Source organism: Pelomonas margarita, from assembly GCF_043555875.1.
Lineage (GTDB): Bacteria > Pseudomonadota > Gammaproteobacteria > Burkholderiales > Burkholderiaceae_C > Pelomonas > Pelomonas margarita.
The window spans coordinates 355,099-379,812 of sequence record NZ_JBIGHW010000001.1 but is presented as its reverse complement, the minus strand read 5'-3'; the positions used below and the strand labels follow the sequence as shown (position 1 = coordinate 379,812).

At 68.3% G+C, this 24,714-nt stretch carries 14 protein-coding genes; 4 read left to right on the top strand and 10 right to left on the bottom strand.

Annotation, left to right across the window (positions count from 1 at the left end):
• Window positions 1-25: 25 nt before the first annotated feature.
• The 7 genes from truA to ACG0Z3_RS01700 form a co-directional block, all read right to left on the bottom strand.
• Window positions 26-808 (bottom strand): tRNA pseudouridine(38-40) synthase TruA, encoded by a 783-nt coding sequence (gene truA / locus ACG0Z3_RS01730; RefSeq protein ID WP_394394751.1) that lies wholly within the window; start codon window positions 806-808, stop codon window positions 26-28.
• Window positions 809-866: 58 nt separating this feature from the next.
• Window positions 867-3,389: a FimV/HubP family polar landmark protein gene (locus ACG0Z3_RS01725; protein WP_394394749.1), complete on the bottom strand. Its 2,523-nt coding sequence runs from the start codon at window positions 3,387-3,389 to the stop codon at window positions 867-869.
• Window positions 3,390-3,670: 281 nt separating this feature from the next.
• Window positions 3,671-4,783 carry an aspartate-semialdehyde dehydrogenase gene (gene asd, locus ACG0Z3_RS01720; protein ID WP_394394748.1) on the bottom strand — a complete coding sequence of 371 codons (1,113 nt, stop codon included), beginning with the start codon at window positions 4,781-4,783 and terminating at the stop codon, window positions 3,671-3,673.
• A 93-nt stretch (window positions 4,784-4,876) separates the two neighbouring features.
• On the bottom strand, window positions 4,877-5,974 hold the full coding sequence (gene leuB / locus ACG0Z3_RS01715) for a 3-isopropylmalate dehydrogenase (protein WP_394394747.1): 1,098 nt from the start codon (window positions 5,972-5,974) through the stop codon (window positions 4,877-4,879).
• A gap of 1 nt (window position 5,975) precedes the next feature.
• The gene (leuD, locus tag ACG0Z3_RS01710) at window positions 5,976-6,623 is read right to left on the bottom strand and encodes a 3-isopropylmalate dehydratase small subunit (protein ID WP_394394746.1); all 648 of its coding nucleotides are present in this window, start codon (window positions 6,621-6,623) and stop codon (window positions 5,976-5,978) included.
• A 1-nt stretch (window position 6,624) separates the two neighbouring features.
• Window positions 6,625-8,037, bottom strand: coding sequence for a 3-isopropylmalate dehydratase large subunit (leuC, locus tag ACG0Z3_RS01705; protein ID WP_394394744.1), 1,413 nt, complete (start codon window positions 8,035-8,037; stop codon window positions 6,625-6,627).
• Window positions 8,034-8,927 carry a LysR family transcriptional regulator gene (locus tag ACG0Z3_RS01700; protein WP_394394743.1) on the bottom strand — a complete coding sequence of 298 codons (894 nt, stop codon included), beginning with the start codon at window positions 8,925-8,927 and terminating at the stop codon, window positions 8,034-8,036. The genes leuC and ACG0Z3_RS01700 overlap by 4 nt, the downstream gene beginning before the upstream one ends.
• A 187-nt stretch (window positions 8,928-9,114) precedes the next feature.
• On the opposite strand from ACG0Z3_RS01700, the gene ACG0Z3_RS01695 reads away from it, so the two are divergent.
• Genes ACG0Z3_RS01695 through ACG0Z3_RS01685 form a run of 3 tightly spaced genes read left to right on the top strand, consistent with a single transcriptional unit; the run spans window position 9,115 to window position 11,198 of the window.
• The gene (locus tag ACG0Z3_RS01695) at window positions 9,115-10,011 is read left to right on the top strand and encodes a glycosyltransferase family 2 protein (protein WP_394394741.1); all 897 of its coding nucleotides are present in this window, start codon (window positions 9,115-9,117) and stop codon (window positions 10,009-10,011) included.
• 26 nt (window positions 10,012-10,037) lie between these two features.
• Window positions 10,038-10,535, top strand: a complete 498-nt coding sequence (locus ACG0Z3_RS01690) for a methyltransferase domain-containing protein (protein WP_394394740.1) — start codon at window positions 10,038-10,040, stop codon at window positions 10,533-10,535.
• A gap of 18 nt (window positions 10,536-10,553) precedes the next feature.
• A complete protein-coding gene (locus tag ACG0Z3_RS01685) occupies window positions 10,554-11,198 on the top strand; it encodes a class I SAM-dependent methyltransferase (protein WP_394394738.1) in 645 nt (214 codons plus the stop codon).
• An 18-nt stretch (window positions 11,199-11,216) separates the two neighbouring features.
• On the opposite strand, the gene ACG0Z3_RS01680 is transcribed toward ACG0Z3_RS01685, so the two are convergent.
• The 3 genes from ACG0Z3_RS01680 to ACG0Z3_RS01670 form a co-directional block, all read right to left on the bottom strand.
• On the bottom strand, window positions 11,217-12,551 hold the full coding sequence (locus tag ACG0Z3_RS01680; RefSeq protein WP_394394736.1) for a phospholipase C/P1 nuclease family protein: 1,335 nt from the start codon (window positions 12,549-12,551) through the stop codon (window positions 11,217-11,219).
• Between the two features lie 227 nt (window positions 12,552-12,778).
• Entirely contained in the window at window positions 12,779-14,176 is a 1,398-nt protein-coding gene (locus tag ACG0Z3_RS01675; protein WP_394394734.1) for a methyltransferase domain-containing protein, read from the bottom strand.
• Between the two features lie 11 nt (window positions 14,177-14,187).
• Complete coding sequence (locus tag ACG0Z3_RS01670; protein ID WP_394394732.1) at window positions 14,188-15,144, bottom strand: glycosyltransferase family protein; 957 nt, start codon at window positions 15,142-15,144, stop codon at window positions 14,188-14,190.
• 420 nt (window positions 15,145-15,564) lie between these two features.
• On the opposite strand from ACG0Z3_RS01670, the gene ACG0Z3_RS01665 reads away from it, so the two are divergent.
• Window positions 15,565-24,684, top strand: coding sequence for a hypothetical protein (locus tag ACG0Z3_RS01665; RefSeq protein WP_394394730.1), 9,120 nt, complete (start codon window positions 15,565-15,567; stop codon window positions 24,682-24,684).
• Window positions 24,685-24,714: the final 30 nt, after the last annotated feature.

The following is a 24,714-nucleotide window of genomic DNA, read 5'->3' as shown; positions in this document are numbered from 1 at the left end:
GGGCGGCCCTGCGCTCGACCCGCCATCACGGCAGCCAATCCAGTGCGGCCACGTGCCGCGGAATGTCCAGCTCGGCGTCGTAGGTCGGGCCGAGGAAATAGAGCCCGTCGGGGGCGAAGGTCGGCGCCGCCACCTTGCGGTCACGGGCGGCCAACACGTCGGACACCCAGTCTGCCGACCGCGTGCCGCTGCCCACGGCCAGCAGGCAGCCCATCAGGTTGCGCACCATGTGGTGCAGGAAGGCGCTGGCCTCGAACTCGAAGCGCCAGTAGGCGCCGCGACGCTGCACGCTGATCTCGCGCAGCGTCTTGATGGGCGACGCCGCCTGGCATTCGGACGAGCGGAAGGACGAGAAGTCGTGTTCGCCGATCAGGCGCGCCGCCGCGGCTTCGAGCGCCGCCTGGTCCAGCGGCCGGAAGAACCAGCCGCACTGGCCCGACTCGATGGCTGGCCGCACAGGCGACTCCAGCAGCAGATAGGCGTAACGCCGGCCACGCGCGGAGTTGCGCGCATGGAAAGCGTCGCCTGGGAAGCGGCTCCACTGGATGGCGATGTCGGGCGGCAGGTAGCGGTTCACGCCACGCACCCACGAGAACGGCTCGCGCTCCACCTCGGTGTCGAAGTGGACGACCTGGTTGATGCCGTGCACGCCGGCATCCGTGCGGCCGGCGCACATCGTGCGGATGGGCTGGGCCGCGAAAGCGGACAGCCCCTTTTCGAGCGCGTCCTGCACGGTGCGGCCGCCCGGCTGGCTCTGCCAGCCGTTGTAGCCGCCACCGCGGTAGCTCACGCCAAGTGCAACTCTCATCAATCCTCGAATGAAAAACGCCCGGCCAGGCCGGGCGTCGAAGTATCGCGGCTGCGCTTCAGCGCAGTTCGTTCAGCATGACCTGCGCACGGTCACGCAGTGGGCCGCTGGCGCGCTGGATCAGCTCCTGCAGCACCTCACGGGCACCTTCGGTATCACCGATCTGGCGGAACTCATCGGCCAGCTCCAGCTGGCGCACCAGCGGATCGCCTTCGTCCTCACCCAGCGCATCCAGCGCGTCGGCCAGGTGGTCGGGCTCGGTGCTGCCGGGCTGCGTGGGCTCGCCCAGGTCGAAGTCGATGTCAGTGGACGCGACCGGCGCAGGCGCAGGGGACAGGTCGCCCATGCCGCTGAGGTCGAAGCTCAGGTCCGGCGCGGGCGGCGCGGTGCGCGTGCCGCGACTGGAGATGTCGAAGTCCATCGTCAGCGGCGCGTGCTCCACCGACGCCGGCATGGCCTGCGTGGCGGCCATCGCGTTGGGCGAGACCGGCTCGGGCGCATCCAGGTCCAGGTCCAGGGCCAGATCAAAACCGCTCACCGGGCCGGTGTCGGGGCCGCTGCGCGCCATGGCATCGGTGCCGAGGTGGGCCGCAGAGGCCGCCGTGGCCAGCGCAGCCCCGCTGGGCAGCGCCGTCTGCGGCAGCGTGCTGGCGTTCATGGGCTCGGGACGCTCAGGGCCGCCATCGTCATGCAGCAGCGGCGAACCGCCGGGCTGGTACAGCGGGTTGTCCGGGTCGATGCCACGGCCCAGCTCCTGCGCCTTGGCCCAGTCCTCGCCAGTGCCCTTGGTCTCGGCGTACAGCTGCACGGCGAGTTGCTCGAAGCCCTTGGTGTCGCGGCGCTTGGCGTAGACCTCCAGCAGCTTCAGGCGGATAGCCAGGCGCGTCGGGTTGGCGCGCAGGGCCTCCTTCAGGATTTCCTCAGCCTGCAGGTCGCGGCCGTAGGCCAGGTAGACATCGGCCTCGGCCACCGGGTCCACGTCGCCGATGGCGTCGAGCTGGCTGAGCGAATAGCTCATGGACGACTGGCCGCTGTTCTGCGCGTCCCGCGTGTCCACGCGCTGGCCGCCGGTGCCGCCGAAGAAGGAATCCGGCTGCAGGCGGCTCTCGTGGAAGCCGGTCTCGGAGGCATTGGCCGGGCGGCGTGCGCGCAGGCGCAGCAGGCCCAGCACGCCCAGCACAGCCACCAGCATGCCGGAGAGCGGCAGCACGATCGGGTTATCCAGCAGCTGCTCGATGATGCTCGGCGGCTCCGCGGCCGGCGGGGGCGGCAGCGGAGCGCTCGCGCGCAGGGCGGGCTTGGAGGCCGCAGCACTGGCCGCCACAACCGGCAACGGCGCGGAGGCCGACGCCGACGCGGGCTCGGCCGCGGCGACCACAGGCGCGGCGGGCAGCGCCGCAGGCGCCGGCTCTGCCGCCGGTGTGGCAGCGGCCGGCTTGGCGGCGCTGGACAGGCGCTTGAGCTCTTCCACATTGCGCGTCAGTTCGGCAACGCGGGCCGCTGCGTCCTTCTTCTCCGTGTCCTTGGAGACCTTGGCTTCCGCAGCGCTGGCCGGGCCGGCCTTGCTCAGCGTCAGCTTGTCCGGCGCAGGCGCGGCGGCGGGGCGGCGGTCGTCCACGGCGGCCTGCACCTGGCCCTTGGACTGGCGCTCGCTCTCCGCGCTCTGCAGCGTGGGCGCGGCAGAAGCCAGGCGCTGGCGATAGGCGGAGAAATCGGCACTCTGCGCCAGGATGATGCGGCGCGCCTCGGGAACCGAGACCGAGGCCAGTGACTCGCTGCCCGGCACCTGCAGCATGGAACCGGCCTTGAGCCGGTTCATGTTGCCGTCGATGAAGGCATCGGGGTTGTTGCGGAACAGGCCCACCAGCATCTGGTCCAGCGAGATGCCGCTGACCTGCGTGCGGCCTGCCACCTTGGACAGCGAGTCGCCCGCGCGCACGCGGTACTCGGACGCGGCCGTCACGGGCGGGCGAACCGCCGGCGCAGGTGCCGCCACTGGCGGCCGGGCTGTGGCCACCGGAGCCGGCGCCCGCAGCAGCGTGGTGGCCGATGCCGGCGCGGGTGCGGGCACGGCCTCACTGGACACCGCTGCAGGTGCCGCAGCAACCGCCGGCGGCGCCGTGATGACGGGGGCTGGCTTGGGCAGGCTCGGCGGATCGAACAGCAGCGTGTATTCACGCACCAGACGACCGCTGGACCAGTTCAGCTCCAGGATGACGTCAACGAAGGGCTCCTGAACCGCTCGATCGCTGGACACGCGCAGCACCGTGCGACCGTCGCGACGCACCACCTGCACCTGGGCAGAACTCAGCACCGCGTTGTAGTCGACCCCGCTGGAGCGGTAGGCATCGGGTGGCGCAACGCGCACCTTCAGCGTGGCGGCCTCCTCGGCGGACAGGCTGGTCACGTCGATCTCGGCACGCATGGTCTCACCAAGGGCCGACTGCACCGTCAGCTTGCCCAGGCCCAGCGCCTGCGCGCCGCCCGTGGCCACCAGCAGCGCCGCAGCGACAGCCAGGTGGTGACGGACGAAGCCGGTCGGGCGGACTCCCTCGAATGCGTCGCGGATGTGGTCTTTCAAGGCATTCCCCAAAGCAACAAGGCGGGGCAATGGGCCCCGCCTGTCTCGATCTTCAGCACGCGCTGCCCGGAACTTGTCTGCACGCTGGTTTGCACGCTGATCTGCACGGTGTCGCCTGCGTCGAGTTTTGAATCAAAAACACAACAACATCAAGCATATACGCTGAAATGCTCAAGGCCTATCTCATGTGTCGCTTGGTTTCAATATCGACGCCCGGGTGAACCCTAGGTCCAGGCGTAAAAGACCGTAAGCAAAAACGGGCCTTGCGGCCCGTTTCAGTTTCAGCGATCCAGCAGGATGCGCAACATGCGGCGCAGCGGCTCGGCCGCACCCCACAACAACTGGTCACCGATGGTGAAGGCGCCCACGTACTCGGGACCCATCGCCAGCTTGCGCACGCGGCCAACCGGAATAGTCATCGTGCCGGTGACGGCCACGGGCGTCAGGTGCTTGAGCGTGTCTTCGCGCGTGTTGAGCACGTATTGCACCCACTCGTTGTCGGCACGGATCATGGCCTCGATGTCGGCCAGAGGCACGTCCTTCTTCAGCTTGAAGGTGAGCGCCTGGCTGTGGCAGCGCATCGCGCCGACGCGCACGCAGAAGCCGTCGACCGGAATGCCATCGGAGCCGAGGATCTTGTTGGTCTCGGCCATGCCCTTCCACTCTTCCTTGGATTGGCCGTTGCCGAGGTCCTTGTCGATCCAGGGGATCAGCGAGCCGCCCAGCGGCACGCCGAAGTTGGCGGTTTCGTCAGCGCTCAGCGAACGCTGCTTGGAGATGACCTGGCGGTCGATCTCGAGGATGGCGCTCTTGGGATCGTCCAGCAGCGGCTTGACGGCGGCGTTCAGCGTGCCGTACTGCGTCAGCAGTTCGCGCATGTGCTGGGCACCGCCACCCGACGCGGCCTGGTAGGTCTGCGTGGACATCCACTCCACCAGCCCGGCCTTGTACAGCGCGCCTACGCCCATCAGCATGCAGCTGACGGTGCAGTTGCCGCCGACCCAGTTCTTGCCGCCGGCGGCCAGCGCCTGCTTGATGACCGGCATGTTGACCGGGTCGAGCACGATGACGGCGTCATCGTTCATGCGCAGCGACGAGGCGGCGTCGATCCAGTGGCCCGTCCAGCCCGCAGCGCGCAGCTTGGGGAAGACTTCGTTGGTGTAGTCGCCGCCCTGGGCGGTGATGATGATGTCGCAGCGCTTGAGCTGCTCGATGTCGAAGGCGTTCTGCAGCTTCGTCTCGTTCTTGGCCTGCGCGGGGGCGTTGCCACCGGCGTTGGAGGTCGAGAAGAACAGCGGCTCGATCAGATCGAAATCTGCTTCAGCGGTCATGCGGTCCATCAGAACCGAGCCCACCATGCCACGCCAGCCTACGAGGCCTACCAAGGTCGTCATCATCAAATCCTTTGTCTGTCGTTCACCAAACCCCATCCACTTCGGGCCCCGGCTCGTTCGCCGGGTTTGGTCGGGGCGAGACGAGACGGAGCGTTAGCTCTTAATGGTTTTGGTGGTCGTGATGGCTTTGACGACAGCGTCGCCCATCTCGCGGGTCGAGACCTTCGAGGCGCCTTCACTCCAGATGTCGGCAGTGCGCAAGCCCTGGGCCAGCACCGATTCCACCGCGGCTTCAATGCGAGCAGCGGCGTCGGGCAGGTTGAGGGAGAACTTGAGCATCATGGCAGCGGACAGGATTGTAGCCAGCGGATTGGCGATGCCCTTGCCCGCGATGTCCGGCGCGCTGCCGTGCGAGGGCTCGTAGAGGCCCTTGTTGTTCACGTCCAACGAGGCGGACGGCAGCATGCCGATCGAGCCCGTCAGCATCGCGGCTTCGTCGGACAGGATGTCGCCGAACATGTTGCCGGTCACGACGACGTCAAGCTTCTTCGGCGCCTTGACGAGCTGCATCGCGGCGTTGTCCACGTACATGTGGTCCAGCTCGACGTCCGGGTAGCTCTTGTGCACCCCGGTGACGACGTCCTTCCAAAGCTGCGAGGTCTCCAGCACGTTGGCCTTGTCGACGCTGGTCAGGCGCTTGCCACGCTTTTGCGCAGCCTGGAAGGCGACGTGGGCAATGCGCTCGATCTCCGGGCGCGAGTAGCGCATCGTGTCGAAGGCTTCCTCGGCGCCGGGGAAATGGCCGTCCACGGCCGTGCGGCGGCCACGCGGCTGGCCGAAGTAGATGTCGCCGGTCAGCTCGCGAATGATGAGGATGTCCAGGCCAGCCACCAGCTCTGGCTTCAGCGACGACGCATGTGTGAGCTGCTCGTAGCAGATGGCCGGGCGGAAGTTGGCGAACAGGCCCAGGGCCTTTCGCAGGCCGAGGATGGCCTGCTCGGGGCGCAGCGCGCGTTCGAGCTTGTCGTACTTCCAGTCGCCCACGGCGCCGAACAGCACGGCATCAGCCTCCTGGGCGAGCTTCAGCGTGGCGGCCGGCAGCGGATGGCCGCTGGTCTCGTAGGCCTTGCCGCCCACGTCGGCCCATTCGAGCGTCAGCGGCAGGTCAAGCGCCTGCAACACCTTGACGGCCTCGGCCATGATTTCCGGGCCGATGCCATCGCCGGGAAGGACTGCAATCTTCTTGGTCATGTCAGACGATTCGGTGGTTGAGCCAGGGCTTGGCGGCAATACGCTGGGCCTCGTAGCCGCGGATCTTGTCCGCGTGTTGGAGCGTCAGGCCGATCTCGTCGAGGCCGCCGATCAGGCACTCCTTGCGGAAGGGCTCGATGTCGAAGGGCAGCTCGGTGCCGTCCGCCTTCACGACGACCTGGCGCGGCAGGTCGACGGTCAGCTGGTAACCCGGGAAGGCCGCCACCTCGTCGAACAGGCGCGCGATGGCGCTCTCCGGCAGCACGATCGGCAGCAGGCCGTTCTTGAAGCAGTTGTTGAAGAAGATGTCCGCAAAGCTCGGTGCCAGGATGGCGCGGAAGCCGTACTGCTGCAGCGCCCACGGCGCGTGCTCGCGGCTGGAGCCGCAGCCGAAGTTGGCGCGGGCGATCAGCACGCTGGCCGCCGCGTAACGCGGCTGGTTCAGCACGAAGTCGGGGTTGGGCTTGCGGCTGGCCGGGTCCTGCCCCGGCTCGCCGTGGTCCAGGTAGCGCCATTCGTCGAACAGGTTGGGGCCAAAGCCCGAGCGCTTGATCGACTTCAGGAACTGCTTGGGGATGATCGCGTCGGTGTCGACGTTCTCGCGGTCCATGGGGGCCACCAGGCCCTGGTGGATGGTGAACTTTTCCATGTCAGGCGATCGTCCGAACGTCAACGAAATGGCCGCTCATCGCGGCGGCCGCCGCCATCGCCGGGCTGACCAGGTGGGTGCGCCCACCGGCGCCTTGGCGACCTTCGAAGTTGCGGTTGCTGGTGGAGGCGCAGCGCTCGCCCGGCTCCAGCCGGTCGGCGTTCATCGCCAGGCACATGGAGCAGCCCGGCTCGCGCCACTCGAAGCCGGCGGCCTTGAAGACCTGGTCCAGCCCTTCGGCCTCGGCCTGCGCCTTGACGAGGCCGGAGCCCGGCACGACGAGGGCCAGCTTGATGTTCTTGGCCACACGGCCGCCCACACGGCGCACCACGGCCGCGGCCTCGCGCATGTCCTCGATGCGGCTGTTGGTGCAGGAGCCGATGAAGACCTTGTCGACATGGATGTCGCTGAGGGCCTTGTTGGGCTCCAGCGCCATATAGGTCAGCGCGCGCTCGATGGCGCCGCGCTTGACGGCGTCCTTCTCCTTGTCGGGGTCGGGCACGCGCTCGTCCACGGACAGCACCATCTCGGGCGACGTGCCCCAGGTCACCTGCGGGCGAATCTGCGCCGCGTCCAGCTCGATGACCTTGTCGAAGTGCGCGCCGGCATCCGAATGCAGCGTGCGCCAGTACGCGACGGCCTGGTCCCACTCCACGCCCTGCGGCGAGAACGGGCGGCCCTTCACGTAGTTGATGGTCGTGTCGTCCACAGCGATGAGGCCGGCGCGGGCGCCGGCTTCGATGGCCATGTTGCAGACCGTCATGCGGCCTTCCATGCTCAGCGCGCGAATGGCCGAGCCGGCGAACTCGATGGTGAAGCCGTTGCCGCCGGCCGTGCCGATCTTGCCGATGATGGCCAGCACGATGTCCTTGGCGCCCACGCCCTTGGCGCACTGGCCTTCGACCTTGACGAGCAGGTTCTTGGCCTTCTTGGCCGACAGCGTCTGCGTGGCCAGCACATGCTCGACCTCGCTGGTGCCGATGCCATGCGCCAGCGCGCCGAAGGCGCCGTGCGTGGACGTGTGGCTGTCACCGCAGACGACGGTCATGCCGGGCAGCGTGGCGCCTTGTTCCGGGCCGATGACGTGCACGATGCCCTGGCGCTTGTCGCTCATCTTGAACTGCGTAAGCCCCAAGCGGTCGCAGTTGGCGTCCAGCGTGTCGACCTGCAGCTTGGAGACCGGGTCGGCGATCCCCTCGCTGCGGTCGGTCGTCGGCACGTTGTGGTCGCTGACGGCCAGGTTGGCCGACAGGCGCCAGACCTTGCGGCCGGCCAGGTCCAGGCCTTCGAAGGCCTGCGGGCTGGTCACCTCGTGGACGAGGTGGCGGTCGATGTAGAGCAGTGCCGTGCCATCCGGTTCGGAGTGCACCACATGCTCGTCCCAGAGCTTGTCGTAAAGGGTACGGGAGGTCATTGCTTTTCTCGGGGAATGAGGGTGTCCACGAAGCGTTGCACCACGGTGGGCAAGCGCTGTTGGCGCAGCACACCCAAGTAATAGTCGCGCTCGGCCCAGGGCTCTTCCAGCCGCAGGGCGCGCACGCCGAAGACGCGGGTAAAGCGCTCGGCCGGTTGTTCAGGCAGGACGGCGACACCAAGACCCGACTCGACGAGCTGGGCGATGCCGTCGAAGCCGCGCACCTGCAGGCGCGCGTTCAGCGTCTGGCCACGGGCGGCCGCCTGCTCGCGCATCAGCTCCTGCGCGCTGGCGCCGGCATGCAGGCCGATGAGGTCATAGGCCAGCAGGTCGTCGAAGCTGACCGTCTCGCGGTTGCTGAGCGGGTGCTTCAGCGGCACCAGCGCGGCCAGGCGGCTGCGGGCGAACACCCAGGTCTGCACGCGGTTATCCAGCACCGGCGCCGTGAAGATGCCCACGTCCGCGCGCCCTTCGGCGACTGCGGCCTGGACCTCGGCACTGGTCAGGTCCTCCAGGCTGATGCGGATCTGCGCATGGGCCTGAGAGAACTCGACGAGGTAGGGCGGCAGGCACTCGGCGATCGCGCTGGTGTTGGACGCGATGCGCAGATGGCCTTTGATGCCACGCGAGAACTCCATGACCTCGGTCTCAAGCGCGTAGAGCGACGCGTGCAGCGAGCGGATGTGGCGCACCAGCGCCCGGCCAGCCTCGGTCGGCTCCACGCCACGAGCGCGCCGCTCGAACAGCTGCACGCCGAGGCGGCTTTCCAGGTCGGACAAGCGCTTGCTCGCCGCAGCCAGCGCCAGGTGCTCCTGGGCCGCGCCGCGGGTGATCGAGCGCGTCTGCTCGATGGCCAGCACGAGATTGAGGGTGGTGAGGTCGTGGCGCATGGTCGTCTCCCGCTGAAGCATAGCCTTCGTGAATCGTCCAATTCTGCGCCAGAACCAGACCAAGGCTTCGCAATCAACGAATTTATATGCAGGCCACACGCAGGCGACAGCGGCACACAACTGGCCGGCCCCTCGGCGCTTGTTCGCATGATGCCGGGACAGGCCAGGCCCTAGGATGTCTGGACACATGACGCCCTCGCGCATCACCATCGGCATCCCGAGCTACAACCGCAAGGACGCGTTGCTCGAGGTGCTGTCACGGCTGGACGCGGCCTGCACGCCCGCGCATCGCGAGCGCATCAACGTGCTGGTCATCGACGACGACTCGCCCGACGGCGCCTTCGATGCCGTGCGCGCCCTGCCCTGCGCCCGGGACGGCGACTGGCTGCGGGTCATGAAGAACGAGGAGCGGGCCGGCTTCTGCGGCAACTTCTTCCACCTGATCCGCCACTGCCCGGGCGACTACCTGCTGGTGAGCACCGACGACGACTGGCTGCAGGCCGACGAGGTGCTGCGGCTGGCGCTGGACCTGGCCGAAGCACAGACCGCGCCTGCGTGGGTGACGCCGGTATTCCGCAACGCGGACGGCAGCCTGTACCGGGGCCGCGAGGCCGTCGGCCCCATCGCGCTGCACGACTACCGCAACTGCTGCAACCACCTGCCCGGCGTCACGCTGAACCGCGCCTGGGCACAGCGCCTGCTGCCGCTGATCGAGGCTGTGGCCAACCGGCGAGACAACGTCTACCCGCAGGCCTGCTTCAGCCTGGCACTGCTGCTGCTGGGCGCCCCCTGCCTGTACCACCCGGCCGAGCCGGTGCGCACCGGCCACAACCTGCCCTCGGGCATCGCTGGCTACAGCACGCTGGCGGCGCGCTGGCAACAGTTCACCTTCTTCGACGGCTACATCGGCGCGCTGCGCGCGCTGAGCTCGGCCGACGCCTTCCAGCAGGCGCGGTCACAGATCCACGAGTTCCACCGCCAGCAGCTGTTCCGCACGCTGGGCAACGGCCTGTCCGAGGAACGGCCTGACCTGCTGCCCTACTTCCTCGATGGCGCCCGACAGTTCCTGGCGCCAGCCGCCTGACCCGCCACCCCTGAGCAACCGACCCGATGCCCACCACCACGCTGGATCTCGGCTGCGGCCCCAACCCGCAGAACCCCTACAACGCCGACGAGGTGTACGGGCTGGACATCCGCCAGCTCGACAACCCGCGCATCCGCTCGGCCGACCTGTTCGTCCAGCCCATCCCCGGCCCGGACGAGGAGTTCGACTTCATCACCGCCTTCCACTTCATCGAGCACATGCCGCGCGTGCTGTACGTGGACGGCCGCACGATCTTCCCGTTCGTGCGCCTGATGAGCGAGATCCACCGCAAGCTCAAGCCCGGCGGCGTGTTCCTGTCGGCCACGCCCAGCTTCCCGCATCCGCAGGCCTGGCAGGATCCGACGCACGTCAACATCATTACGGCCGAGACCTTCCCGGTGTACTTCGCCGGGCCGGACCCGACCGCCCGCATCTACGGCTTCCAGGGCCGTTTCGACATGGTGAAGCAGGAACAGCGCGCCCACGTGCTGTTCTCCGAGCTGCGCCGCCCCCTCACCCCCTGACCACCAGGAAGACGCCGCATGAACCTCTGGCAAGACTTCAAGACCAACGACCAGAAGCTGATCCACAAGTGGGTGCACTACTTCCCGATCTACGAACGGCACCTGGCGCCCTTCCGCAACCGGACCATCACGGTGCTGGAGATCGGCGTGTTCAAGGGCGGCTCGCTGCAGATGTGGCAGCGCTTCCTCGGCCCCATGGCCACCATCGTCGGCATCGACATCAACCCCGAGTGCAAGCAGCATGAGGAGCCGGGCATTCATGTGCGCATCGGTGACCAGTCCGACCCGCAGTTCCTGCAGTCGCTGATCGACGAGTTCGGCACCTTCGACATCGTCATCGACGACGGCAGCCACCGCATGCAGCACCTGCTGAGGTCCTTCGAGTTCCTGTACCCGCGCATCGCCAAGAACGGCCTGTACATCGCGGAAGACCTGCACACCTGCTACTGGCCCGAGTACGGCGGCGGGCTGGACCAGCCGGACTCCTTCGTGAACGTCAGCAAGTCGCTGGTGGACAAGCTCAACGCCGACCACTCGCGCGGCCAGGTACCGCAGGACTTCTTCGCTCGCCACACCTTCGGCATCTCGTTCTACGACAGCGTCATCGTGTTCGAGCGCGGCACCATCCCGTTCAAAGCGGCGCCGACCATCGGCCGCGGCTGATCTCCCCCTGGGCCGGGCTCAAGGCCCGGCCTGGCGCAGCAGCCCGCGCAAGGCATTGCGGCTGTGCGCGCCGAAACGGCCCAGCAGCGTCGCGACCTGCTGCTGCAGCGCATCGCGCTGGCCTTGCATGTCGCGCGCCAGCTCCGGCCCCAGCTGCTCCTCATTGGCTGCAAAGTCGAAATTGGGGTCGGAGACAAATTTCGCCGGCGCGCCGACTACCACGGCCGCGTCCGTCGCCGGCCCGGCCGCATGCGCCTGCGCTGCCACCACCGCGCGCACATAGGCCGGGCTCCACGGCGGATAGTGCGCGTCCAGCAGCCCATCACGCAGCGCCTGTTCCAGCGGCCCATCCTGCTGGCGGCGGGCGGCGGCCATGATCCAGAGCGTCTGAAAATTCTCCAGCACGAAGTGCCGGTTGCTCTGCAGCACCACCAGACCCTGCCGGTCGGCCGGCGCGCCCAGCTGGGCCTTGAGGTTGACCCACATCATGTACGGCAGACTGGCTCCGGGCGCGGCGCTGGCGTGATAGGGCTGCGTCAGGTCCTGCACGTGGTGCAGCGCCAGCCCCGCGAAGCGCCAGCCCCAGTAGGCATGGCCGGTATGCCAGGCCAGCACGGCCAGGCCACCATACTGCTGCACGCGCAACTCGGTGAAGGTGCGCGCAAAGCTGGGCGCCAGCGTGTTGAACACCGCACCCTGATGAAAAAAGCCCATGTGGAACGGCGCCTGCGAGCCGATGGCCACGGCCGGGTTGCCGAAAGGTTGCCGGCCGAAGCCATAGGACGGCGCAGCTGGGCTGCCCGGGTTGTCGTCGAACAGATTCAGGTCGTGACCGTAGTCAGGCTCGTCGCAGGCCGAAGCCAGCACGGCCAGCGGCGCGACAGACTCCCCGGGCTGCAGCGCGACGAAGCGCTGTGTCGCTCCCTTGCTGTTGGGCACGGCGCTGACGGCGGCCGCACTCAATGGCGGCCGCTGCGGCTCGGGCTGGCGCGGGTCTTCCTGAAGGTACAGCGCCAACCGGGTGTCCGGCGACAGCCGCAGTGCGCGCAGCAAGGCCGCGCGCCGGTCGGCGTCGCTGCGAGCGGGGTCGGGCACGAAGCGCAGGGCCTCGGGGCGTGCGGCATGGCCCTGCAGGTGTTCAAGTGCCCAGGCTTCCTGGGCATCCAGCAGCTGCGCGATGGCCGGCTCCTGCGCGCGCAAGAAGTCAACCAGCGGCTCGGCTCGAACCAACTGCGCCTGGGCGACCTCGGGCATGCGCTCGAAGGCCCTGTAGCACATCGGGCTGTGGTTACCCCAGGCAAACGCCAGCGTGGGCAGCAGGGGCAAGGCAAGGATCAGCAGAGCGTGGCGCATCGGTCGGCAATCGCGGCGAAGGCGGCCATTCTGAGGGCTGATCGGCCAGGCAAAGCCTTGCGACCGAACCCGCGAAGCCGCTTGTGGCCACTCCGCCTTCCGGTGTGCCACGGGCCGGTCAGCCCAGCGCGGCACGCGCAAGTTTTGCTGCCGTGCAGACTACCGGCGCGCGCCGTGGAGCAGAAGCCGCCATCACGCAAGGCCGGCTTCGCGCGCCAGAGAAGCGCTCAGGCGGCGGGACGCTGGGCGCGCAGCGCGTACTGGAAGGGCATGGCGTCGCGCACAGCCTCTTCCGGGTCGCGCCCCAGCGCCGTCGCCATCTGCCGCACGCCGGCCAGCGCGCGCTCCCGCATCGGCGGCTCCACCACCATGCAGGGCTGGCAACGGTCCACCTGCAGGCCGGCGCCGTCGAAAAGCTGCAGCAGCGTCTGGCGGGTGAACCAGCGCAGGTGCGTGCGGTCCATCATGCCGGTGGCCTCATATTGGAAGAAGCCCATGTTGAGCCGCGCCTGCACGCTCCAGTGCTGGGCATTGGGCACGCTGGCCACCACGCAGCCGCCGGGCGCCAGCACGCGGGCCACCTCGGCCAGCACGCGCCAGGGGTCGCGCAGGTGTTCAAGCACGTCGCCGAACACCCAGCAGTCCTGGCCTTGGAGGCGGGCGAAGAACTCGGGGCCGGCGCTTTCGATGTCCAGCTGCAGCACCTCGTCGCAACGCTGGCGGGCCAGCTCGGCCGCCTTGGCGTCCAGCTCCAGGCCGATGAACTGCACGTCGGGCCGCTGCGCCTTGAGCGCCTGCGCCAGGCCGCCCGTGCTGCAGCCCACCTCCACGATGCGGCGCGCGCCCGGCGGGATGAGCGCCAACACCGTGGGGTTGAACCCCGGCGGCTCCAGCGCGGCCGGCGCGACGGGCGGCGGGGCCGCAGCCTCGGGCGCCGACGGCGCCCCAGCCTGGCGGGCACGCACCTCGGCCATCCATTCATCCAGGTGATAGCCCTGGGTGTTGATGACCGTGCCGCGGCCGACATGGTCGATGTAAACCTTGGCCGTACCGGGCGTCACGTCGTTGAGCGTCCAGTCCAGGTGGCGCAACAGACCTGACTGTCCGGCGTCGTGCAGCGCCAGCATGGGCGCGAACATCGGGGCGCCATGCTTGATGGGCAGTGGCCAGCGCTTCATCACCTCGATGTTGCACAGCATGCAGGGCGGGTGCAGATAGGGCACGGCGCCATAGGCATAGGGGATGTCGAAGCCCTCACGGTTGACGTAGGCCACACCGCCCACGCCATAGTGCTGCGGCTGCAGCTCCGCCAGCAAGGCCTCGATGAAGCCGTCGCGCAGCACGACGATGTCGCTGTCCAGGAACAGCGCCACCGACCCCAGCGGCAGGTGCTCCACCGCCCAGGCCATGCCGGGCCCGTGGTGGATGTTGTAGCCCTGCACGTGCAGGCTGACGCCGTCGAAGGGCGCGACCGCCGCGCGGATGGCGGGCACATGCTCGTCGCCGGAGCCGTCCACGACATGCACGGGGTTGGGATAGAAGCGCCGCAGCGACGACAGCAGCTGCGCAATCAGCGCCGGGCTGTTGTAAGAGACAACGACGATGGGAATCTGGCGGGCGTCCATCACGGCACTCCTCAGAACTTGTGGCTGGCCAGGAAGACCTGCCAGTGCGCGAGGAACTCGCCTTCGGCAGCCACATCGCCCTGGCTGAGCCGGCGCAGGATGTCGATGAAGGGCGCCACGTCGGCCTCCTGGCCGTAACGCTGCTGCAGCGGCGCCAGCAGGCCGGCATAGGCGCGGCGCGCCGAGTCCGCCCCAAGGCGGCCAATGCGCACGCCCCCCAGGGCCAGCGCCGCGTAGGCCAGGTGTGCCGCCTTCATGTGCTTGCCCAGCAACTGCGCGGAATGCCCCTCCCCGCCGGCACGGAACGCACCCAGCCGGTCCTGGATATAGACGACGGGATTGATCAGGCTGGCCGCCAGGAACAGGCCCAGGTCCCACAGCCCGGCGTAGGGCACGCCGCCGAAAGCCGGCTCGTGCAGCAGGTCGGCCGTCTCCTTGCGCATCACGCAGTTGGAGAACTCGCCCAGCCAGTTCTGGCAGTCCGGCACCGTGGTCGAGAACAGCACGGTCGCGTCCAGCAGCAGGCTGCGGTCGTTCGACAGCCAGACCGCCTTGGGCACCGGCATGCCCTCCACCGGCTGGCCGCGCTCGTTGGCATTCCAGCGCGCGCTGATGCTGCAGGGGTGGCGCCCGGTGGCGTGCACCATCATGTGGCGCATGTAGAAGTCCGGGTACAGCAGGTCGTCGTCCAGCAACAGATGACAGAACTCCGTGCTGCCGCCCCACAGCTTGACCAGGTGCTTGAAGTTTTCGTACGCCCCCGCGCGCGGGCCGGTGTGGATCTCGATGGGCAGCTTCTGCATGGCAAGCGCCATGGCGGGCGAGCGCAGCAGCGCACCGAACTCGCCCGAGGGGCTGTCGTCCGACACGATGACCCGGCTCGGCGCATGCGTCTGCGTGATCAAGCCCGTCAGCAGCTCGATGAGGTATTTGGTCTTGTAGGCCGGGATCAGCGTCGTGACATGCATGAAATAGTGCTCAAGTTACCCCCTGGCGAAGCGATTGGAGCGCCTAACGAGCCGGTCGATAGCGAAAAACAGGACAACTAAGCTCAAGCTGTTCAGGTCACTGCCGATATGGAAGAGTCCTAGCATTCCATCGACAAATTAACGTCTGAAGGATTTCCGTGCAGCCAGCCGGCGAACGTGGTCGATCTCCGACGGTACAACCGTCGCCACCTCGAGGGGCGGGCCGCCCTTCGTCCGTCTGCAGGTTAAAGATGCCGGCTGATTTGCCGAAATCCCGTTCAGGTTTTGCCTTCTTCACACTGCCCCGGTGCATTTCCGCGCGTCGCCAGCTGCTCGTTCACGAGCAGCGGACGGCGCGGACATCGGCACAGGCCCGATCCGTCAGCACGCCCAGCCGCGCCAACCTGAGGTAGAGAGAACATGTCGTCCATCATCAGCAGCCTCACCAGCGAACAGATCTCCGGCCTGACCTCGGCGACCCTGCGCGCGTTGAACTCGGAAGACTGGGCGGCCTTCGAGTCCAACCAGCTCCGGGCCCTGACCACCGCGCAGGTGTCCACGCTGTCCAGTTTCGCGATCCGCTCGCTGAGCTCGGAGCAGTTCGCGTTCTTCGAGACGGAAGACATCTCCCGGCTGACGACGGCAGCTTTGCAGGGCATGGTGTCGGAGGACGTGAAGTCCCTGGTCACCGAGCAGATGGCCGCGCTGACCACCACACAAGTCAGCAGCCTCAGCACCCAGCAATTCGCCGCCATCGAGACGGCTGACCTGCGCGCGTTGACCTCCGACGCATTCCGCGTGCTGACCTCGCGCCAGGTCGCCGCCCTCGCCTCCGAGCAGTTGGCGGCCATCGAGACCGCCGACCTCAACGCCTTGAGCACGGCCGCGCTGCGCGGTTTGGCCTCCGAGACCATCGACGCCTTCGGGTCCGACCAGATCCGCGCTTTCGGCACGGCCCAGATCCAGTCGCTGAGCACCCAGCAGTTGCGCGGGCTGAGCACCGAGCAGATGGCCGCGCTGGAAACCGATGATCTGCGCGCGCTGACAACCGCACAGCTGCGCGGGCTCTCCACCGACCAGCTCAATGCGCTGGGCACAGATCAGTTCGCCGCGCTGACGACGGGCCAGGTCGCCAACCTGACGACCGGCCAGGTCGCCAAGCTGGAGACGGCTGACCTGCGTGCGCTGAGCACCGACCAGTTCAAGGTGCTGAGCTCCGCCCAGGTGGGCGCCATGACCAGTGAGCAGCTGGCGGCCATCGAGACGGCCGATCTCGCCGTGATGACGACTGCCGCGCTGCGCGGCCTCGCGTCCGAGACCATCGACGCCTTCGGCTCCGACCAGATCCGCGCGCTGGGCACGGCCCAGATCCAGTCGCTCACCACCCAGCAGCTCAAGGGTCTGGCCACCGAGCAGATGGCGGCCCTGGAGACCGACGACCTGCGTGCGCTCACCACGGCGCAGATCCGTGCCCTGGGCACCGAACAGCTCAATGCACTGGGCACCGACCAGTTCGCCGCGATGACCACCGCCCAGGTGGCCAACCTGACGACGGCCCAGGTCTCCGACCTGGAGACGGCCGACCTGCGTGCGCTGACGACCGACCAGTTCAAGGCGCTCAGCTCTGCCCAGACAGCCGCCATGACCAGCGAGCAGCTGGCCGCCATCGAGACGGCCGACCTGGCCGTGCTGACCACGGCCGCGCTGCGTGGCATTGCATCGGAAACCATCGACGCCTTCGGCTCCGACCAGATCCGCGCCCTGGGCACCGCCCAGATCCAGTCGCTCACTACTCAGCAGCTCAAGGGCTTGGCCACCGAGCAGATGGCGGCCCTGGAGACCGACGACCTGCGTGCGCTGACCACAGCGCAGATCCGCGCGCTGGGCACCGAGCAGCTGAACGCGCTGGGCACCGACCAGATCGCCGCCATGACCACGGGCCAGGTCGCCAACCTGACCACGGCCCAGGTGGCCGGCATGGAAACCGCCGACCTGCGCGCGCTGACCAGCGACCAGTTCAAGGTATTGAGCTCCGCGCAAGTGGGCGCGATGACCAGCGAGCAGCTGGCCGCCATCGAGACCGCCGACCTCGCCGTGCTGACCACGGCAGCGCTGCGCGGCCTCACGTCCGAGAACATCGACGCCTTCGGCTCCGATCAGATCCGCGCTCTCGGCACGGCCCAGATCCAGTCGCTCACCACCCAGCAGCTCAAGGGCCTCTCTACCGAGCAGATGGCCGCGCTGGAGACCGACGACCTGCGGGCCATGACCACCGCGCAGATCCGCGCGCTGAGCACCGAGCAGCTCAACGCGTTGGGCACCGACCAGTTCGCGGCGCTGACCACCGGCCAGGTGGCCAACCTGACGACGGCCCAGGTCGGCAAGCTGGAGACGTCGGACCTGCGTGCACTGGGCACCGATCAGTTCAAGGTGCTGAGCTCCGCCCAGGTGGGCGCGATGAGCAGCGAACAATTGGCCGCCATCGAGACGGCCGACCTGGCCGTGCTGACCACGGCCGCGCTGCGTGGCATCGCGTCGGAGAGCATCGACGCCTTTGGCTCCGACCAGATTCGCGCGCTGGGCACGGCCCAGATCCAGTCGCTCACCACCCAGCAGCTCAAGGGCCTGGCCACCGAGCAGATGGCCGCGCTGGAGACCGATGACCTGCGCGCGCTCACCACGGCGCAGATCCGCGCGCTGGGCACCGAGCAGCTGAACGCGCTGGGCACCGACCAGATCGCCGCCATGACCACGGGCCAGGTCGCCAACCTGACCACGGCCCAGGTGGCCGGCATGGAAACCGCCGACCTGCGCGCGCTGACCAGCGACCAGTTCAAGGTGCTGAGCTCCGCCCAAGCGGGCGCGATGACCAGCGAGCAGCTGGCCGCCATCGAGACCGCCGACCTCGCCGTGCTGACCACGGCAGCGCTGCGCGGCCTCACGTCCGAGAACATCGACGCCTTTGGCTCCGATCAGATCCGCGCTCTCGGCACGGCCCAGATCCAGTCGCTCACCACCCAGCAGCTCAAGGGCCTCTCTACCGAGCAGATGGCCGCGCTGGAAACGGACGACCTGCGGGCCATGACCACCGCGCAGATCCGCGCGCTGAGCACCGAGCAGCTCAACGCGTTGGGCACCGACCAGTTCGCGTCGCTCACCACCGCGCAGGTCGCCAACCTCACCACCGCCCAGGTGTCTCACCTGGAAACCGCCGACCTGCGGGCGCTGACGACCGACCAGTTCAAGGCGCTCAGCTCCGCCCAGACGGCGGTGATGACCAGTGAACAGCTGGCCGCCATCGAGACCGCCGACCTCGCCGTGATGACCACGGCCGCGCTGCGCGGCATCACCTCCGAAACCATCGACGCCTTCGGCTCCGACCAGATCCGTGCGCTGGGCACGGCCCAGATCCAGGCGCTCACCACGCAACAGATCAAGGGCCTCTCCACCGAGCAGATGGCCGCGATGGAGTCCGAGGACCTGCGCGCCCTGAGCACGACCCAGGTCCGCGGCCTGGCGACCGACCAGCTCAACGCGCTGACCACCGAGCAGTTCGCCACGCCCACCACCATCCAGATCAGCAGCCTGACCACGGCCCAGGTGGCCGCGATGGAGACGGCCGACCTGCGCGCGCTGACGACCGACCAGTTCAAGTCCTTCAGCTCGGCACAGATCGCCGCGATGACCAGCGAGCAGCTGGCCGCCATCGAGACCGCCGACCTGGCCGTGCTGACCACCGCCGCGCTGCGCGGCATCGCGTCGGAAAACATCGACGCCTTCGGGTCCGACCAGATCCGCGCATTGGGCACCGCCCAGATCCAGTCGCTGACCACGCAGCAGCTCAAGGGCATCAGCACCGAGCAGATGGCCGCGCTGGAAACGGATGACCTGCGTGCGCTGACCACTGCGCAGCTGCGCAGCCTGTCCACCGACCAGCTCAATGCGCTGGGCACCGACCAGTTCACGTCGCTGACCACCGGCCAGGTCGCCAACCTGACGACGGCCCAGGTCGGCAAGCTGGAAACGTCCGACCTGCGTGCACTGGGCACCGACCAGTTCAAGGTGCTGAGCTCCGCCCAGGTGGGCGCGCTGACCAGCGAACAGCTGGCCGCCATCGAGACCGCCGACCTCGCTGTGATGACCACCTCGGCGCTGCGCGGCATCGCGTCCGAGAGCATCGATGCCTTCGGCTCCGACCAGATCCGTGCGCTGGGCACGGCCCAGATCGTGTCGCTGACGACCCAGCAGATCAAGGGCCTCTCCACCGAGCAGATGGCTGCCATGGAGACCGATGACCTGCGTGCGCTCAGCACGACGCAAGTCCGCGGCCTGGCCACCGACCAGCTCAATGCGCTGACCACCGAGCAGTTCGCCACGCCCACCACGGCCCAGATCAGCAGCCTGACCACGGCCCAGGTGGCCGCGATGGAGACGGCTGACCTGCGCGCGCTGACGACCGACCAGTTCAAGTCCTTCAGCTCGGCACAGATCGCCGCGATGACCAGCGAACAGCTGGCCGCCATCGAGACCGCTGACCTCGCGGTGCTGACCACCGCCGCGCTGCGCGGCATCGCGTCGGAGAACATCGACGCCTTCGGGTCCGACCAGATCCGCGCCCTGGGCACGGCCCAGATCCAGGCGCTGACCACGCAGCAGCTCAAGGGCATCAGCAGCGAGCAGATGGCCGCACTGGAAACGGATGACCTGCGTGCGCTGACCACTGCGCAGCTGCGCGGGCTGAGCAGCGAGCAGCTCAACGCGCTGGGCACCGACCAGTTCGCGGCGCTGACCACCGGCCAGGTCGCCAACCTGACGACGGCCCAGGTCGCCAAGCTGGAGACGTCCGACCTGCGTGCGCTGAGCACCGATCAGTTCAAGGTGCTGAGTTCTGCCCAGGTGGGCGCGCTGACCAGCGAACAGCTGGCCGCCATCGAGACCGCTGACCTTGCGGTGATGACGACCGCCGCGCTGCGCGGCCTCACCTCGGAGACCATCGACGCCTTTGGCTCCGACCAGATCCGCGCCCTGGGCACTGCCCAGATTCAGTCGCTCACCACCCAGCAGCTCAAGGGCCTGGCCACCGAGCAGATGGCCGCGCTGGAGACCGATGACCTGCGCGCCCTCACCACGGCGCAGATCCGTGCGCTGTCCAGCGAGCAGCTCAATGCGCTGGGCACCGATCAGTTCGCATCGCTCACCACCGGCCAGGTCGCAAACCTGACGACAGCCCAAGTCTCTGACCTGGAGACCGCCGACCTGCGCGCGCTGACGACCGACCAGTTCAAGGCCCTCAGCTCAGCCCAGATGGCGGCCATGACCAGCGAACAGCTGGCGGCCATCGAAACTGCCGACCTCGCCGTACTGACCACTGCGGCGCTGCGCGGCATCTCGTCCGAGACCATCGACGCCTTCGGCTCTGACCAGATCCAGGCGCTGGGCACGGCCCAGATCCAATCGCTGACCACGCAGCAGCTCAAGGGTCTGTCCACCGAGCAGATGGCGGCGCTGGAGACCGACGACCTGCGCGCCCTCACCACGGCGCAGATCCGGGCCCTGTCCACCGAGCAGCTCAACGCGCTGGGCACCGACCAGTTCGCGGCGCTGACCACCGGCCAGGTCGCCAACCTGACGACGACCCAGGTCGGCAAGCTGGAGACGTCCGACCTGCGCGCACTGAGCAGCGACCACTTCAAGGTGCTCAGCTCGGCCCAGGTGGGTGCGCTGTCCAGCGAGCAGCTGGCGGCCATCGAGACCGTCGACCTCGCGGTGCTGACCACCGCCGCGCTGCGCGGCCTGACGTCGGAGAACATCGACGCCTTCGGCTCCGACCAGATCCGCGCTCTGGGCACGGCCCAGATCCAGTCGCTGACGACGCAACAGCTCAAGGGCCTCAGCTCCGAGCAGATGGCCGCGCTGGAGACCGATGACCTGCGCGCGCTGACCACCACGCAGATCCGCGTGCTGTCCAGCGAACAGCTCAACGCGCTGGGCACCGACCAGTTCGCCGCGATGACCACCGCCCAGGTCGCCAACCTGACGACGGCCCAGGTCTCTGACCTGGAGACGGCCGACCTGCGCGCGCTGACGACCGACCAGTTCAAGGCGCTCAGCTCCGCCCAGATGGCGGCCATGACCAGCGAACAGCTGGCCGCCATCGAGACGGCTGACCTCGCCGTGCTGACCACGGCCGCGCTGCGCGGCATTGCATCGGAAACCATCGATGCCTTCGGCTCCGACCAGATCCGTGCGCTCGGCACGGCCCAGATCCAGTCGCTGACGACGCAGCAGCTCAAGGGCATCAGCACCGAGCAGATGGCCGCGCTGGAGACGGACGACCTCCGCGCGCTGACCACCACGCAGCTCCGCGCGCTCGCTACCGAGCAGCTCAACGCGCTGGGCACGGATCAGTTCGCCGCGATGACCACGGTGCAAGTGGCCAACCTGACGACGAGCCAGGTCGCCGCGATGGAAACATCCGACCTGCGCGCGCTGACGACCGACCAGTTCAAGGCGCTCAGCTCCGCCCAGACCGCGGTGATGACCAGCGAGCAGCTGGCCGCCATCGAGACGGCTGACCTCGCCGTGCTGACCACGGCGGCGCTGCGCGGCCTCACGTCGGAGAACATCGACGCATTCGGCTCCGACCAGATCCGCGCTCTGGGCACCGCCCAGATTCAGTCGCTGACCACCCAGCAACTCAAGGGCATCAGCTCCGAGCAGATGGCTGCGCTGGAGACCGACGACCTGCGCGCGCTGACGACCACGCAGCTGCGTGCGCTGTCCAGCGAACAACTCAACGCGCTGGGCACGGATCAGTTCGCCGCGCTGACCACGGTGCAGGTGGCCAACCTGACGACGGCTCAGGTCGCCAAGCTGGAAACGTCCGACCTGCGGGCCCTGACGACCGACCAGTTCAAGGTGCTGAGCTCCGCCCAGGTGGGCGCGCTGACCAGCGAGCAACTGGCTGCCATCGAGACGGCTGACCTGGCCGTGCTGACCACCGCCGCGCTGCGCGGCCTCGCGTCCGAGACCATCGATGCGTTCGGGTCCGACCAGATCCGCGCGTTCGGCACGGCCCAGATCCAGTCGCTGACCACGCAGCAGCTCAAGGGCCTGAGCTCCGAGCAGACCGCCGCGCTGGAGACCGATGACCTGCGCGCGCTGACGACCACGCAGCTGCGTGCGCTGTCCAGCGAACAACTCAACGCGCTGGGCACGGATCAGTTCGCCGCGCTGACCACGGTGCAGGTGGCCAACCTGACGACGGCTCAGGTCGCCAAGCTGGAGACGTCTGACCTGCGGGCGCTGACGACCGACCAGTTCAAGGTGCTGAGCTCCGCCCAGGTGGGAGCGCTGACCAGCGAGCAACTGGCCGCCATCGAGACGGCTGACCTCGCCGTGCTGACCACGGCCGCCCTGCAAGGCCTCACGTCCGAGACTATCGACGCCTTTGGCACCGACCAGATCCGCGCGCTCGGCACGGCGCAGATCCAGTCGCTGACGACGCAGCAGCTCAAGGGCATCAGCACCGAGCAGATGGCCGCGCTGGAGACCGATGACCTGCGCGCCATGACCACCGCACAGATCCGCTCGCTGAGCACCGAGCAGCTCAATGCGCTGGGCACCGACCAGTTCGCCGCGATGACCACCGGCCAGATCGCCAACCTGACGACGGTCCAGGTCGCCAAGCTGGAGACGTCCGACCTGCGCGCACTGACAACCGACCAGTTCAAGGTGCTGAGCTCGGCCCAGGTGGGGGCGCTGACCAGTGAACAACTGGCCGCCATCGAAACGGCCGACCTGGCCGTGTTGACCACGGCCGCGCTGCGCGGCCTCGCCTCCGAGACCATCGATGCCTTCGGCTCCGACCAGATCCGCGCGTTCGGCACGGCCCAGATCCAGTCGCTGACCACGCAGCAGCTCAAGGGCCTCAGCTCCGAGCAGACGGCAGCACTGGAGACCGACGACCTGCGCGCCTTGACCACGGCCCAGATCCGCGCGCTGAGCACCGAACAGCTCAACGCGCTGGGCACGGATCAGATCGCCTCCATGACGACCACCCAGGTGGCCAACCTCACCACCGCCCAGGTGGCCGGCATGGAAACCGCTGACCTGCGGGCGCTGACGACCGACCAGTTCAAGGTGCTGAGCTCGGCCCAGATGGAGGCGATGAGCACCGAACAGATCGCCGCCCTGGAAACCCAGGACATCGCCAACCTGACGACGGCAGCCCTGCGCGGCCTGGGCTCGGACGAGATCGGCGCCTTCGGCACCGACCAGATCGTGGCCCTGGGCACCGCACAGATCGCGTCCTTCACGACGCAGCAGCTCGACGGGCTGGAGACCGCGCAGATCCGCGTGTTCGAAACGGCTGACATCTCGGCGTTCAGCACGCTGCAGCTGCGCAGCCTGACCAGCGAGCAGTTCGCCGGCTTTGAGTCGGCCCAGCTGACGGCCATGAGCACGGCTCAGCTGAACTCGCTGACGTCGGACCAGCTGAGCGCACTGCAGACCTCCGAGATCGCCGCCTTCGACAGCGTGGACATCGCGTCGTTCAGCACCTCGGCCCTGCGCGGCCTGGGTACCGAACACATCGTCGCGCTGGCCAGCGAGGACCTGAAGGCGCTGAACTCGGCGCAGGTCACGGCGCTGAGCACCGAACAGCTGCATGCCATCACCAGCGAGCAGATCGTCGGCCTGGATGCGGCCGACCTCGGCCAGCTGTCCATGGCCCAGGCCGGGGCGTTCACGTCGGAGGCCATCCAGGCCCTGAGCAGTGAGCAGACCAACGCGCTGGTGCCGGCCCAGGTCTCGCCGATCATCCTTGACCTGGACGGCGACGGCGTCGAAACGGTCGCGGCGGCTCAGGGCGTCAGCTACGACCTGCTGGGACGCGGTGTCTGGCAGCAATGGGGCTGGGTGGGCGGCGGCGACGGCCTGCTGGTGCGTGACATCAACCGCGACGGCGTCATCAACGACGGCAAGGAGCTGTTCGGCGAAGGCACCGTGCTGGCCGATGGCAGTCGCGCCAAGGATGGCTATGCCGCCATGGCGGCCCTGGACAGCAACCAGGACGGCAAGCTCGACGCAGCCGATGTCAACTACAGCCAGCTGCAGATCTGGGTCGATGCCGACACCGACGGCATCACCGACAGCGGCGAACTGAAGTCGCTGGCCGAGCTGGGCATCGCCAGCCTGAGCCTGCAGTCGCAGAGCTCCACGGCGCTGGACAACGGCAACCTGATTGGCCTGGTGGGCAACTACCAGACGACTGACGGCGCCACCCACGAGATGGCGGACGTGTGGTTCACTCGGGATGCCAGCGCCGGCAGCAGCACGAGCGGGCCGGTGAGCGCCGACGAAAGCACCGTGCAGCTGCAGCTCAGCGATGTGCTGGCCGCGCCCAGCGAGCTGACCCTGCCGGGCGACACGCCGACGGACACGCTGGTCACCAGCACCGTGCAGCCGGTCGAGCCGCTGCTCGTCAAGCCCCGGCCGCAGGACGAGGACGAGCTGAACCGCCAGCCGCCGCTGATCTGATCAGCAGTCGCTGACCCGGCCAGGAGGGCG